13 protein-coding genes are annotated in these 14,335 nt (G+C 61.8%); 6 read left to right on the forward strand and 7 right to left on the reverse strand.

What is annotated here, in order from left to right; translation table 11 throughout:
• Window positions 1-35 precede the first annotated feature (35 nt).
• The gene (locus tag BX592_RS01610) at window positions 36-1,382 is read right to left on the reverse strand and encodes a replication initiation protein (RefSeq protein ID WP_134189884.1); all 1,347 of its coding nucleotides are present in this window, start codon (window positions 1,380-1,382) and stop codon (window positions 36-38) included.
• 2,217 nt (window positions 1,383-3,599) lie between these two features.
• Here BX592_RS01610 and BX592_RS01615 point away from each other — a divergent pair.
• Window positions 3,600-4,805 (forward strand): DNA-binding protein, encoded by a 1,206-nt coding sequence (locus BX592_RS01615; protein WP_134189885.1) that lies wholly within the window; start codon window positions 3,600-3,602, stop codon window positions 4,803-4,805.
• Between the two features lie 114 nt (window positions 4,806-4,919).
• Here BX592_RS01615 and BX592_RS01620 read toward each other — a convergent pair whose 3' ends face one another.
• The 3 genes from BX592_RS01620 to BX592_RS01630 all read right to left on the reverse strand — a co-directional run bounded on the left by BX592_RS01620 (window position 4,920) and on the right by BX592_RS01630 (window position 7,189).
• Window positions 4,920-5,936, reverse strand: a complete 1,017-nt coding sequence (locus BX592_RS01620) for a tyrosine-type recombinase/integrase (RefSeq protein ID WP_134189886.1) — start codon at window positions 5,934-5,936, stop codon at window positions 4,920-4,922.
• A gap of 109 nt (window positions 5,937-6,045) precedes the next feature.
• A complete protein-coding gene (locus BX592_RS01625) occupies window positions 6,046-6,450 on the reverse strand; it encodes a DUF2471 family protein (protein WP_134189887.1) in 405 nt (134 codons plus the stop codon).
• Window positions 6,451-6,553: 103 nt separating this feature from the next.
• Entirely contained in the window at window positions 6,554-7,189 is a 636-nt protein-coding gene (locus BX592_RS01630) for a helix-turn-helix domain-containing protein (RefSeq protein WP_208327831.1), read from the reverse strand.
• A 148-nt stretch (window positions 7,190-7,337) separates the two neighbouring features.
• On the opposite strand from BX592_RS01630, the gene BX592_RS01635 reads away from it, so the two are divergent.
• Both BX592_RS01635 and tdh read left to right on the forward strand, forming a co-directional pair.
• Window positions 7,338-8,537, forward strand: coding sequence for a glycine C-acetyltransferase (locus BX592_RS01635; protein WP_134189889.1), 1,200 nt, complete (start codon window positions 7,338-7,340; stop codon window positions 8,535-8,537).
• A 41-nt stretch (window positions 8,538-8,578) separates the two neighbouring features.
• Window positions 8,579-9,607, forward strand: coding sequence for an L-threonine 3-dehydrogenase (gene tdh, locus BX592_RS01640; protein WP_134189890.1), 1,029 nt, complete (start codon window positions 8,579-8,581; stop codon window positions 9,605-9,607).
• Between the two features lie 62 nt (window positions 9,608-9,669).
• Here the strand turns inward: tdh and BX592_RS01645 are convergent, their stop codons facing one another.
• On the reverse strand, window positions 9,670-10,332 hold the full coding sequence (locus tag BX592_RS01645) for a YceI family protein (RefSeq protein WP_377681575.1): 663 nt from the start codon (window positions 10,330-10,332) through the stop codon (window positions 9,670-9,672).
• Between the two features lie 161 nt (window positions 10,333-10,493).
• Between BX592_RS01645 and BX592_RS01650 the strand changes: the two genes are divergently transcribed.
• From BX592_RS01650 to BX592_RS01660, 3 genes are all read left to right on the forward strand, one after another.
• Window positions 10,494-11,162 (forward strand): TetR/AcrR family transcriptional regulator, encoded by a 669-nt coding sequence (locus BX592_RS01650; RefSeq protein ID WP_134189892.1) that lies wholly within the window; start codon window positions 10,494-10,496, stop codon window positions 11,160-11,162.
• A gap of 9 nt (window positions 11,163-11,171) precedes the next feature.
• Window positions 11,172-11,648 (forward strand): nuclear transport factor 2 family protein, encoded by a 477-nt coding sequence (locus tag BX592_RS01655; RefSeq protein ID WP_134189893.1) that lies wholly within the window; start codon window positions 11,172-11,174, stop codon window positions 11,646-11,648.
• A gap of 256 nt (window positions 11,649-11,904) precedes the next feature.
• A complete protein-coding gene (locus BX592_RS01660; protein ID WP_134189894.1) occupies window positions 11,905-12,426 on the forward strand; it encodes a hypothetical protein in 522 nt (173 codons plus the stop codon).
• A 71-nt stretch (window positions 12,427-12,497) separates the two neighbouring features.
• Here BX592_RS01660 and BX592_RS01665 read toward each other — a convergent pair whose 3' ends face one another.
• Window positions 12,498-13,478 carry a ribokinase gene (locus BX592_RS01665; protein ID WP_134189895.1) on the reverse strand — a complete coding sequence of 327 codons (981 nt, stop codon included), beginning with the start codon at window positions 13,476-13,478 and terminating at the stop codon, window positions 12,498-12,500.
• Window positions 13,475-14,326: a BtpA/SgcQ family protein gene (locus BX592_RS01670; RefSeq protein WP_134189896.1), complete on the reverse strand. Its 852-nt coding sequence runs from the start codon at window positions 14,324-14,326 to the stop codon at window positions 13,475-13,477. The genes BX592_RS01665 and BX592_RS01670 overlap by 4 nt, the downstream gene beginning before the upstream one ends.
• Window positions 14,327-14,335: the final 9 nt, after the last annotated feature.

The following is a 14,335-nucleotide window of genomic DNA, read 5'->3' on the forward strand; positions in this document are numbered from 1 at the left end:
ACTTCGCGGAACATGGCGACTAGCCATCAGGCCCATTAGGCGGCGCGCGATTGACTCAACGTGAAGGAGAGCAGGTCGCCGTCCGTCGGCTCGCCCCAGGTCTTGCGGGCAAGCCAGTCGAAGAATGCCGTCTCGGCGAGCTTCGAATCGAGGCCGCGGCGGCGCCAGTCGTCGCGCATGTGCGCGCCGAGTGCGGGCAGTTCGTCTTCTTCGAATGACTGGCGCGCAAGCGCCTGCTCGGAGTCACCCTGTTCTTCGTAGAGCGCCTGCGCTTCCTTGCGCCGGTACGCCGCATATTCGCTCAACAGACGCGCCTTCAGGTCGTCGGCAGGCACCGCGACAGCCTTGCCGCCCGTTGCCGACGGCAGCGCTTCGACCGGCGGCGCGTAGCCCTTCTTCAACGCATCCTTGAAAAGCGCCGGCGCGCTGCGCACGGGCGGAAGCGTCGTGCTGCGCATCCGCTGCTCGGTCATCTGCAGCGCGGCGCGAATCCGGTTTTCCTCGCTGTCGGCGTAAAGGGTTTGCGCCTCTTTCAGCGGGATACCGATCTTCACCATCCGGTCGACGAGCGTGCTGTCGAACACATTCGGATGCTCGTCAAGAGCCAGCATCGGTTGCTTGCGCTCGGTCACGCGGAACTGGATCTCAGCGACACGGCGGCCTTCGCGATGCTCGATCAGTTCGACAAAGATGTTGGTGACGGCGTTGACCTCGGCAATGGCTGGCCGCAGGTAGTCGCGCTTGAAGTACTTGTATTCGCGCTTTGCCTCGTCACCGGCTTCCGTGTCGGGCGTACCGGACAGAATGGGCCGCCACCATTCCCACGACTCGCGCATCGTCAAATGGCTGGGGTTGGTCAGATAGCGCACGCAGATCTCGTACAGCGCGAGGCCGGCGCTGCTGCGCAACTGGCTCTGGAACTGCAGGCTCAGCCGCGCGTACTGGACAGGGTCGAGCAGCTTTTTCTTGATTTTCGGCGCAAACGAGAATTCGACCCACACGCGACGGGTGGCCGGATCTTCGAGAATTTCGGCATCGGCGATCAGCGTCGAGATGCCCCATTTGCGACCGGGCTTCTGACTCGATGTCCCGGTGCTCCATTCGACCTGGACCGACACCATCCGCCGCAGGTGTTCCTTGACGAGCGCGGTGTCGTTCGAATCGAACGCCGAATTCGCCACAATGTCGGACAGCAGCGCCCGGTATGTATCGCCGGACTCGTCCGCCTGCTGCGCGACCGCCAGCAGCACGTTGAACAGCTTGCGGGTGAGCAGCGTGATCTTGCCGCTCTTCGGCTGAATCGCGATGGCTTCGACGGCCTTGCGCAACTCAGCCGAACTCGGGCTCACCACATCGGTTTTCTTCGCGCGCTTCGTGGCCATGCGTCGGGTCGAGGAGGATTTTGCGCAAGGATACCGACTGGGGTGATGTGCGTCTATAGGGCGTGCCTCACCATTTCCTGGTGATGCGGGTTTACGGGCCACGACTCACCTCGAGCGGTCCCGGAAACACTCACCTGTCAAAATTCCGGTCGATTCCTTCGTTCGTTGCTTGTCGCGGCATCTGGAAAAATCGCGCTCAACGAGGCCGTCGATTGCGAAGGTTGCAGCCTCCCGTATCGGCTCACCTTGATGAACGTCGTAATTTTGCGACGCCAAAATGGACGGCCGGCGACCCGCCTGGCGAACCGGGGATGTATTTCGCGGGTGGTCCGGCTTGGGGGTGGCGTCGGCCCGCATCGGAAATCGGCATGTCCATCGGTTGAGTCTGCAACGCCGAGACGCGCGTTTGCGGGGCGCGGGGTGGGTGTGGCGGGCCAAGCGGGGCCAAGCGGGGCTTAGCGGGGCTTAGCGGGGCTTAGCGGGGCTTAGCGGGCTTAGCGGGCGGGCCTTAGCGGGCTTAGCGGGCCTAGCGGACGTGCAGGGCGTCGAGTGGCGCGGCGAACGCACAGCAGCCAGCACGCGAAGCTGAGGTGGCGCGCGTAGCTCGCGACGCCAACCGGCTGGCACGATCACGCCGAACGCCCGACCCGCGAACATGCGAGCTTATGCTTCGCGGGCGAAGCCCGATGTGCGGACCGGCCGCGAAAGCCCATCACATCGCGCCTCCGAGCCGACCGTCAAGCATCCACGCCAACCGGACCGACGCTCCCCGCGGACACCTCACCAGCCGTGACTCACGCGGGATCCGCGCAGGCATCACACGCCCGATGCGCCCACACTCCCGAAAACGCTCACCTTGACCACGCCGGACATCGCGAAAAACGGGACTTTGCGAATAGCGACCTGCCCAAAGCGCGTCGCCGACTCCCGAAAATGCTCACCTCAATGTTGGTATCGGGCAGCAACCGTGAGCCATATGAGGTTGAAGTACGATCTCCCGGAAACCCTCACCTATCGCGGCTCCGCACAAAATCCCCAATCGATTCTGGTACTTACGATGTACATATAAAGCAGCGCGTGACCGCCACGCCGATCCCGAAACTTCTCACCTCAGTCCGGTACCCGCCACGGCCCCCTAATCCTGGTCCGCATCCAGAACCTCCCGAAAACGCTCACCATTCGCTAGCCGGATTGTAAATTTCCGATCGGACTCACCCCCATCCACCGTGCTTTTCACGTAAGTGACCGCAAACCTGGTCCCGTATTTCCTCACCTCAACGTCTTCTGGCGATCGCGACACGTCCCGCAAACGCTCACCTTTGCCCGGTCCGATCCGGGTTCCAGACCTTCCGCGGCGGGAATTTCGGCCCCTGTATTCCCTCACCTTTTGCCGTTTAGCCGTTCAAAACCACCGGTCAGGCGCAAAAGCACGTCCCTGACTCCTGAAAACGCTCACCTTTAGCGTCGGCGGAGACCAAATCCAGCACGCCACCGCCGTCCCTCCCCGAAAAACCTCACCTGAAAGGGCGCTGCGCTCCTGTTCCTGCTCACCGGTTTCATTTTGGGCGGGCAAAAAAGGCCAAAAACGACGTTCGGATGACGTCCCGGAACGTCTCACCTTGGCCTGCTCCAGTGGAAAAGTCGCGCTTCATGCAGAATATGGACGCAATCGAGCTTCCCCCCCGAAAACACTCACCTTTGCCCCAACTTGTTTTTGCCGGGTATTCCCGAACCCGCTCACGAACTTTCCCGCAGTGACTCACCGAGCGCCCCGAATCCCTTCACTGCACCATCCCGTGCCGGCTCACCCAGGCTCCCGTAAAACTTCACCTGATATGCCGGAGACCCTTACCCGGTAACGGTTTGCCGTGGCGTTAACGTTTTTAACCAAGGTTCAAGGGTGTTTACTTTTATATCTCTCAAGAGAAGCCCGTGAGTCTCGAAAAAAAATGCGAGGCAAACCCGACGTTGCAGTTCGTTTCGCGTCGTGAAACATAGGGTCGCAATGGTACGAACCGTGAAAATCTTTTAAGTACAGTGGGTTATCGTCTATTCTTCGCTTTGTTTCACGGATGCCCCTTTGGATTCGCCGGTAAGCGTAGTCGATAGCTCGCTCGAAGCAGACTGCAAGGAATACGGGGCGTAAACACCGAAAAAACGTAGCAAATGATACGTAACTTGTTATGATTCATCGAATCCTACCTTCGATGGGGCACCATGAACCTCGATGACGAGCGCGAGGCGATCCGGCGAGAACTGGATTCGATGCGGCAGAATGGCGCCCGGCGTCAAGAGCTTTCACTGCACGCGTGCAAACGATTGTTCTTCGACCTCGGTATCCGACCGTCGATGGCCGCGGTCCGCGACCTGACCCAAACCGGCAGCGCAAGCGACATCCCGAAGGACATTGACAGTTTTTGGGAGCGCATCCGTCACGCGTCGCGCGTGCGCATCGGTGCCGGCGCAATTCCGAAGTCACTGGAAGAACGAGCCGGCGAATTGCTCGGCACACTGTACGAGGAAGCACTCGCTGACGCGCGCGCGTCGCTCGACGAGGAACGCACCGAAATGCGGGCGTCCATTGCGGCCGCGCAACAGGAAATGCACGACGGCAAAATCCGGCACGAGGCCGCCGAACAGGCCATCGCGCGCAGCGAAGCGCGCGCGGACGCCGCATGGGAACGCGTGCGCGTGCTCGAGGCACAACTCACCGCTGCGTCGACGCACGGCAGCGCGCATCAGGAAAATCTGCAGGCGTCGGTCCGCCGGCTCGATGCAGAAAACGACACACTAAAAAAACGCCTCGAGGCCGAGCAGGCGACAAACGCCGCGTTGCGGGACCGGGTCGACTCGTTGCACGAGCAGATGCGGGAAAGCACCGAGCACTACGCACAACAGATCAAGGACGCAGTGGCCGAAGCGGAGCGGCGCGTCAAGCCGATGCTGGTCGAGCTCGATTCCCTACGCAGTATGGCCGCTACCTATCAGTCGGGTGTTCGCGACGCGAGCCGCAAGGAATTCGACTTCATCCAGCAACTCGCGGCGGCCAAGGCGCGCGCTGATCGGCTCGATGCGCAATTGCGCGAGCAATCGGACGAACTCGATCTAATGACACGACAGCTCGCGGCGCTGCGCGCGCAGCAAGGTATCGACCCTTCCGTCGCGACTTTGCTATGCGCCCTCGCGAGTGCGGACAGGTTGACTGCCGATGAACTTGCATCGATCGGTACCGCGGTCGATGGCCATGTCGTTTTGCCCACACGTTGTCCGAAGTGTGAGGCGGGTGAGCCCGAACTTTCACAAGTCGATCACCGTTATGAACTGTCCTGCCCGGAGTGCGAGCACTCGTCGGGAACGGGTACGTCGCGGCTCGAAGCGGTGACGCGCTTCCTGTCGGTCGGCGCGGTCTCCGCGCCGACGTAACCCCATGTTGCACAACGGTTTTCGTGTCAAGGTGAGCTTATTCGGGATTGCCAGGGTGAGCCTTTACGGGAAGTGTTGCTTCGGTGAGGGGCCGCGCGTACGCGCATCACCGGTTCACGCTTCAGCTGAGTCGGACTCACCGTCAATGGCGATGTGCGCCACCTGTTGGCTACTCCACGTTTTCCACGCGCGATGCAGCCGATGGGCCGACACCGGTTGCACGAAGCCGAGCCATTCGCCGACGCGTTCCGGATCGACGCCGCTTTCAAACAGATCGGCTGCAAATGAATTACGCAGCGTTTGCGGGCTTGCACGCGCTTCACGCGATGCGGCAATTCCGGCCGCATCGATCAATGCATCGATGGATCGCAACGTCGTTGCCTTATGCATCGGCCGTCCTGACGACGAAGCGGGAAACACCAATGTACCTGGAAGTCCTACTGTTGCGCGCACTTCGAGCCACGCACCAAGCATCGTGACGGCAAATGGCAGAAGCCGCGTGCGGTGTGACAACAGGGGGTTGTCATCATCGATGGTGAGCCACGCGGTGTCGCTGCCGACGTTGCGCAGCGTTAAAGCGATAGCCTCGCCGGTTTTCAGTCCGCCGCCGAGGAAAACGGCTACCAGCGCGCGATCGCGATATTCGCGCCAACGCTGTGCACCCGATGCAGCCATAACAGGCGACGCAAGATGAGCCATCAGCGTTGCGCGTTCGGCGGTGGACAGAAACCCGGTGGGCTCGTTGTCGCGTGCATTGCGCCAGCCCGCCTCGCCATCTTGTGCGATGAACCGCGCCGGATTGGTCGAAGCGGCTTCGATATAGTGAATGTGATCGAGAACCCGTTCGATCAGGCGCAAATACCGCGCACGCTGTGGTTTGCGGATGGACAGGCCCGCGACGAAGTCGGCGATCGAGCGCCGGTCGACGGTCGCAAGCGTCTTGCGCCGCACGCTGAGCCAGTCGAGAAAGAGTCCCCACTGTGCGCGGTAGACCTGTGCCGACGATGCGCGGAACTGCTGGGTAGCGAGCCACGCATCGAATGCGATGGCGGGGTTGCGCAGCCAGTCTTCGCGTTCGCGATCGAACAGGTCGCCAGTGCCCGATGACTGTGAGTGTGAAGGAGAAGCCACGCGCGATTCTCCGTGAGTTGCGCGAATAGTAGACGCAAGCGGATGGCTCTTTCAATGGCGCGACCGCCGCGCATCGGCCGACGCATCAACGGACATACGGCTCACGCCACTATCCACCCCATGCACGCGTGCGCCGCCTGCTTCGCGTTGGCTGAGTGCGCGCGGCAAGTTGAGACGCTCCTTGCTGCGCCTGCTCATACGCGACGACCGCAAAGGCGAACACCGCCGGCAGCGCATTCGATGTCCCGAAGTTCACGAGGTCATCCGTTTCCGGATATGGCAGGCCGGTCGGCCGCTGAAACAGGCCGAGCATCAGCGCGTCGTGCCGGCTCGCGAACCCGAGATCGGCGAGCGCTTCTGCTTCGATCGCGTGCAGCAGCCGCCATGTCAGCGGGACGTGCTGCGCGATATAGCGCGACGCGATACGGCGAACGATGTGCTCGAGGTCGCGTGCGGCATGCCGGTAGCGCAACGCCGCCAATGCGGCGTCGGAATCGGTGGACGGGCTGTTCATGGCGGCTCCGGTCGCTGTCGATAGGCCGTATACTGTACAAATATACAGTATCTTCCGCAAGCACCGTCAACCGGCCCCAACCAGGCTCCAACCGCGCCGCAAATCAGCCGTGAATCACGACCAGCAGCGCCTTCGCCTCGCCTTTGCCCGCATTGCGGATCGCATGCGGCTCGTCGGCGACATAGCGCGCCGTGTCCGCGGTCTTCAACCGTTTCGTCGCACCTGCTGCTTCAACGTCGATCGCGCCATGCAGCACCGTCAGGTGCTCGCGTGTGCCCGGTTCATGTGCGTTTGACACCAGCGCACCGCCTGGCTCAAGCGTAAGCTCATACCACTCGAACTTGCCGGCGAGTTCGATCGGCCCCCAGACGCGCAACTGGTATTTCGCCTCGTGTCCGCTCAACGTAGGGATCTCGTGCGGTCCGGACACGGCGATTGCCTCAGGCGCCTTCGGTGGCGCAAACAGTGAATCGAGGCTCACGCCAAGCGCGTTCGTCAGTCGCCATGCAACGGCAATGGTCGGATTCGCCTTGTCGCGCTCGATTTCGGACAGCATCGATTTCGACACGCCGGCCGCGCGCGACAGATCGTCGAGCGTCATTTTGCGTTCGCCGCGCAGCCGCTGGATCTGCTCGCCGACGCGCGGCGGCGCCGCCACCGTCGACGCCACCGGCGCTGCTGCTGCGGCCGCGCCGCGTGCGGTACGGCGGGATACCGAACTTGCCATTTGCTGACCTATCGTTTAGAGTTGTTCGATATATCGAACTTAAATTCGAAAAATCGAATATGTCCGGTAAAGCTGACAACCGACTATAACAGGCCTGGCAGGCCGCCGCGTCGCCGTTCACACGTGCCGCGGCCCGCTCAACCGATCAGGAGCTTCATTCATGCGTGATGCTTTCCTTACCCATCTACGCGGCACGCTCGACCAGATTCGCGCGGACGGTTTCTTCAAGACCGAACGCGTGATCGCGAGTCCGCAAGCGGCTGAAGTCAAGCTCGAAAGCGGCGCCGATGTGCTGAACTTCTGCGCCAACAACTATCTGGGCCTCGCCGACGACGCGCGGTTGATCGCCGCGGCGAAGGAAGGACTCGACCGCGACGGCTTCGGGATGGCGTCGGTCCGTTTCATTTGCGGCACGCAGACGGTGCACAAGGAACTGGAGCGCGCATTGTCCGCCTTTCTGCAGACCGACGATTGCATCCTCTACTCGAGCTGCTTCGATGCGAACGGCGGACTGTTCGAAACGCTACTCGACGAATCCGACGCGATCATCAGCGATGAACTGAACCATGCGAGCATCATCGACGGGGTGCGGCTGTCGAAGGCAAAGCGCTATCGGTACAAGAATAACGATCTCGGCGATCTCGAAGCAAAGCTGCGCGAGGCCGATGCCGCAGGTGCACGCTTCAAGCTGATCGCCACCGACGGGGTGTTCTCGATGGACGGCATCATTGCGAACCTCGTCGGCATCTGCGACCTCTCGGACCGCTACGGCGCACTCGTGATGGTCGACGATTCGCACGCGGTCGGTTTCATCGGCGAGCACGGCCGCGGCACGCCCGAACATTGCGGCGTGCTGTCGCGCGTCGACATCATCACCGGCACGCTGGGCAAGGCACTCGGCGGCGCGTCGGGCGGCTACGTCGCGGCCCGTCAGGAAGTCGTCGATCTGCTGCGTCAGCGTTCGCGCCCGTATCTGTTCTCGAATACGCTGACGCCAAGTATCGCGGCCGCTTCACTGAAGGTGCTCGAGTTGCTCGCGAGCGACGAAGGCGCGCGTCTGCGCGAACGGGTGCGGGCGAACGGCGCGCATTTCCGCCGCTCGATGAGCGCGCTCGGCTTCACGCTCGTGCCGGGCGAGCATCCGATCATTCCGGTGATGCTCGGCGACGCGCAGCTCGCGTCACGCATGGCCGATGCGCTGCTGCATGAAGGCGTCTATGTCGTCGGTTTTTCGTTCCCGGTCGTGCCGCGCGGCCGCGCGCGGATTCGCACGCAAATGAGCGCCGCCCATACGTCCGAACAGATCGATCGCGCGGTGGACGCGTTTGCGCGCGTCGGCCGCTCGCTCGGTGTGATCTGAACGCCGCGCTTCGCATCATTCGAACATTCGCAGGAACACACATGAAAGCACTGGCAAAACTCGAACGCGCGCCGGGTCTGACGCTGACCCGCGTGAAGAAGCCCGAAGTCGGCCATAACGATGTGATGATCCGCATCACCCGCACCGCCATTTGCGGCACCGACATCCATATCTGGAAGTGGGACGACTGGGCGCAAAAGACGATACCAGTGCCAATGCATGTCGGTCACGAGTACGTCGGTGAGATCGTCGAAATGGGCCAGGAAGTGAAGGGCTTTGCGATCGGCGATCGCGTATCCGGAGAAGGGCACATCACCTGTGGCTTTTGCCGCAATTGCCGCGCAGGGCGGCGCCATTTGTGCCGCAATACGGTCGGCGTCGGTGTGAATCGCGAGGGTGCGTTTGCCGAATTTCTGGTCATTCCGGCGTTCAATGCGTTCAAGATTCCGCCCGAGATTTCCGATGATCTCGCCGCCATCTTCGATCCGTTCGGCAACGCGACGCATACCGCGCTGTCGTTCAACCTGGTCGGTGAAGACGTGCTGATTACCGGTGCTGGGCCGATCGGCATCATGGCGGTTGCGATTGCAAAACATGTCGGCGCACGTAACGTCGTGATCACCGATGTCAACGATTACCGGCTCGAGCTGGCGCGCAAGATGGGCGCGACGCGCGCGGTCAATGTATCGCGCGAGACGCTGCGCGATGTGATGGCGGACCTTCATATGACTGAAGGCTTCGACGTCGGCCTCGAAATGTCGGGCGTGCCGAGCGCATTCACCAGCATGCTCGAAGCGATGAACCATGGCGGCAAGATCGCGCTGCTCGGCATTCCGCCGGCGCAAACGTCGATCGACTGGAATCAGGTCATTTTCAAAGGGCTCGAAATCAAGGGCATTTATGGCCGTGAGATGTTTGAGACCTGGTACAAGATGGTCGCGATGCTGCAAAGCGGGCTCGACCTGTCGCCGATTCTCACGCATCGCTTTGCGCTCGACGATTACGAGCGCGCGTTTGCGACGATGTTGTCTGGCGAAAGCGGCAAGGTGATTCTCGACTGGACCGTATGATCCAATCCACCATCGAGACTTGGTGTTTCCCAATCGCGCGGCATTGATCCGCGCTGCTTGAATCAACCCGCCGCGCCCGCCGGCGGCTTGTCGAATTCCGCCTGTATGCGCACGTGCACATCGTCGCCGACGGCCGGATACCACGTCGTCAGCCCGAACCTCGAGCGGCTGAAACGGCCTTCCGCTGAAAAGCCGAGCGTATCCGCTTTGGTCAGCGGGTCGCGGCCATACCCGTTGAACTTCACATCGAGCGTGACCGGCTGCGTGGTGCCGTGAATCGTCAGATCGCCGGTCAGTTTGCCGCTCGCTTCGCCGGTACGCTCGAAATGCGTGCTGACGAAGCGAATCTCCGGATAGCGCGCAGCGTTGAGCATGTCGTCGCCCTTCACCATCTTGTCGAGCTGCGGCACATTCGTGTCGACGCTGGCCGCATCGATCGTGATCGCCACCGAGCTGTTTTCCATCCCGCGTTCGCGCCAGTCAAGCTGACCGGTGACGCGATCGAAGCGCATCACGAAGCGCGAGTACTTGAAGTGATCGACGTCGAATATCACGCTCCAATGATTCGCGTCGAGTTTGTACTGGCCGACGGGCACGCGCGACTCATTGGTGCTGACGGTATGCGTGACCACCTCCAGCGGCGTACAGGCAGTCGATACAAACGTCGCAGCTGCGACGATCAGCAGCGCGCGCACGACGGCCGCGCAGACAGCGGTTTTCTTCACGTCCCGTCTCCTCCAATGGTTTGACCCCGCATCGTCCGGCACGCTCGCGCACGCGCGCAACGCCGTATCGCAGGCAATCGCGCACGCCATCGTGCGTATCCGCAAAAAACATACTTGAGCATACTTGACGTAGGTAGAATGATCGTTCTACCATTCGTCGCATGGCTACCTCGAACGATTCCCCAATGACCGAATCCGGTTCCGCGCGCGAGCGGCTGCTCGAAGCGGCCGAAGCGCTGGTCTACGCGGGCGGCATTCATGCAACTGGCGTCGATGCAATCGTCAGGCAGTCTGGCACCGCGCGCAAAAGCTTCTATACGCATTTCGAATCAAAGGATGCGCTGGTCGCGGCCGCGCTCGAGCGGCGTGACGAGCGCTGGATGAAATGGTTTATCGAAGGGACGCAACGTCATGGAAAGCGACCTCATGCGCGTCTGCTCGGGATGTTCGACGTATTGCGCGAATGGTTTGCTTCCGGGCAGTTTCATGGCTGCGCGTTTCTCAACGCGGCCGGCGAAATCGCGTCGCCTGACGACCCCATCCGCGTGGTCGCGCGCGAGCATAAGGAACGTCTGCTCGCGTTCGTGCGCACGCAATGCGACGACTTCGCCGCATCGGCAGGCATCGATGCGCGACGCGCGGCGCGGCTGTCGCGCCAACTGTTGATTCTGATTGACGGCGCGATTGGCGTTGCGCTCGTCAGCGGTGACCCCGACGCGGCGCTCGATGCGCGCAGCGCGGCCGAACATGTACTTGATGCGTATCACCCCCATGCCCGTTCGCCATCCGGCGGACAGCGATCCACAGCAAGAGACCGTAATCGAACCTAGGAGCTCATCATGGCAGAAATCGAAACCCGCCCGCCTGTTCCGCCATTCACGCGCGAAACCGCGATCCAGAAAGTACGCGGCGCTGAAGACGGCTGGAATACGCGCGACCCTGAGCGGGTGTCGCTCGCGTACACGCCGCAAAGCGTCTGGCGCAACCGCGTGGAATTCGTCACCGGCCGCGAGGCGATCGTTGAACTTCTGCGTCGCAAATGGAAGCGCGAACTCGACTATCGGCTGATCAAGGAGTTGTGGGCCTTCACCGGCAACCGTATCGCGGTGCGCTTTGCATACGAGTTTCATGACGATTCGAACACGTGGTTCCGCGCGTACGGTAACGAGAACTGGGAGTTCGACGACAACGGCCTGATGGCGCATCGTCACGCAAGCATCAACGAAATGCCGATCCGCGAAAGCGACCGCCTGTTCCACTGGCCGCTCGGCCGTCGCCCGGACGATCATCCGGGGCTGTCGGACCTCGGTCTCTAATTCGACGGCTGAGCATCATTACGTGAAGCCTACGGTGAACGTTCTTACCGGACGTTCACCGCTCTGTCATCGCCCTTCCGCTATTGTCCAGCCTGCTGCGGCCAAGCCATTTCGTCAACCTGTCGTATCGAACGGATATTCCACACGATCGTTACAGAATGTGGGGTAGAGTGCGCGGCGGGAAGCACGGGAAGCAAATCGATAAAAGACCGCGGTTTTAGAACGACACCGGCATTCGACTGCCGGCGGAGAGGACATGCGTTTTCGGCAGATCAAGAACATCAAGAAAAATTTGCAGCGCTTTATCGTGGCGCTTACGGTCGGCCTGGCGGCGACGTCCGCGCACGCTGACTGGTGCTCGGGCGGTGTGTGGGTCGACGCAATGTTCGCGTCGTATCACATCGATCCCGATCCGGGCACGAACTTCGAGGAGTTCAATCCGGGGCTTGGCGTCGAATGCTGGCTCAACAACGAATGGATGCTCACTGCGGGCGGCTTTCGCAATTCGTTGCGCCGTCCTTCGTATTACGGCGGCGGTGTTTGGGCGCCGGAGTTCGCACATTGGGGCTTTGTGCGGCTAGCCGTGATTGGCGGCATTATCTCCGGCTATAACTACGGCAACTGGGGCCTCGGACGAAATCATTCGGTCGGCCCGGTCGCGGCGCCGATCGTGATGACCGAGTACAAGCGCGTCGGGATGAACTTCATCATCGTGCCGCCTATTCCTTCGGATAACCTGCCTTTTACGATCGGGTTTCAGTTGAGGGTGAAGTTCTAGCGGGCTCGTATCAATTGGAAAACGGTGAGAATTTTCGGGAAAGTTGGCGCGTCGCGCCGTCCACACCAACACTAATTTCCCTGGTTGAAGCTGCCCGTCCACACGAGCACGTCATTCGTTGTATTGTGTGCCGCGGCGCGGCCGGTCGTGGTGCGTATCACGTGCCGGATTTCGTCGGCGGAAGGTATGGCCGAAAAAGTACCGGGCCTTCCAACCGTGATTGCCGCGGCATGTTGCGCGCATTCAATCGCATGCAGGAACGGCACCGCTCGCGTGTAGAGTGCGGCGAGCACGCCGCAAAAAACATCGCCTGCGCCCGACGTGTCGACAGGCACGACCGCCGCGGCAGGCAAATGCAAGCGCTCGTCGCCGCGTGCGACCAGCGCACCGCGCGCGCCTAGTGTAACGATCACCCACCGCGGACCCTGTGCGAGTAACTGCGCTGCACCGAGCTCGGGGTCGTCCACACCGGCGATCGCACAAATTTCGCCCTCGTTCGCAACCACCCCTTCGCATAGCGCGAGCGCCGATGTGTCCGGCCAGCACCACGGTGCCGCGTTGACCATAACCTTCGCGCCCGCCGCGCGCGCGTGATCGATCACCGCGCGGCTGCATTCGAGCGACAGATTGCCCTGCATCAGCAGCGTATCCGCCGCCGTGATATCTGCGACTTGCGCGACGAGGGTGGTTGCGCTCAGTGCGCGCGTGCAGCCCGCGGTCGTGATAATGGCGTTTTCGCCGCTACGTGCAACCGTCAACACAGAAAGATCAGTCGGCAGCGCGTGGCGCGTCAGCCGCAACTCATACATGCGCTCCGCGGCGAGGCGCCCGGCGATGTCCGAGCCTTCGCCATCGTCGCCGATGGTCGCTTGAAATACGACGGCGGCGCCCGCGCGGTGCGCGGCGACTGCCTGATTCAGGCCCTTGCCACCTGGTGCGCGTTGCATATGGTCCGCAAGAATGGACTCCCCCGCGTGCGGCGCGCGCTCCACCATCAAGGTCAGATCGGACACCGCATTGCCGACCACGAATAGTCGGTTCGGCCCGTTCATGCACGCGCCTTCACGGCTTCTTTCATGAACGTCGAGACGCGCTCGCGATCGACCGGATTCCACCACACGCCATCCCGCTTCAAAAAGCTCGCGACGATCACCGCGTCTGCAACCGTGAACAGTTCGCCGACATTCGACGGATTCACTCCCGAGCCGATCACGACGGGCAGCGACGTGCCTTGCGCGATCGCGCGAAGCTCGTCCATCGTCGCAGAATCGCCGGTGCGCTGACCGGTGACGATCGCCGCGTCGGCATCGAAGAATTCGACGTCGCGAGCGAGTTCGGCCAGCGAGCGGTCGGCAGTGATCGCGTGTGCGCCATGTTTGACATGGACGTCCGCGAAGACCTGGATATCCTGCGCGCGCAAACGCGCGCGATAGCGCGTTGCCGCCGCCGCCGGCCCTTCAATAAAGCCTTCGTTTGCGACATACGCATTGGCCCACTGGTTGACCCGCACGAACGACGCGCCGGTCGCTTTGGCCACGGCAATCGCATGCAGCGCGCCGTTCGCGAGCACGTTGATGCCGATCGGCAAGCCCACCGCGCGACGCACCGCGCCGGCCACCACCGCCATCGCCGCGGCGGTTTCTGGCCCGAGGTCTTCGGGCTTCGCAAAGGGAATATCGCCGTGATTCTCGACGACGATGCCGTCGAGCCCGAATTGCGCATAGACCTTCGCCTCTTCCACCGCGAAATCGACGATCTCGTCGATCGGCTGGCCGTCGTAGCGAGGCGCGCCCGGCAACGGCAGGCAATGAATCATGCCCAGTACCGCCTTGCGTGTACCGAACAACGTTTCGATCGCATTCGGTTTGGTCCGGAAGACCGGTTTTGCCGGTGTATTCATCGTTTCTCC

The organism is Paraburkholderia rhizosphaerae, assembly GCF_004366595.1.
GTDB classification, from domain to species: domain Bacteria; phylum Pseudomonadota; class Gammaproteobacteria; order Burkholderiales; family Burkholderiaceae; genus Paraburkholderia; species Paraburkholderia rhizosphaerae.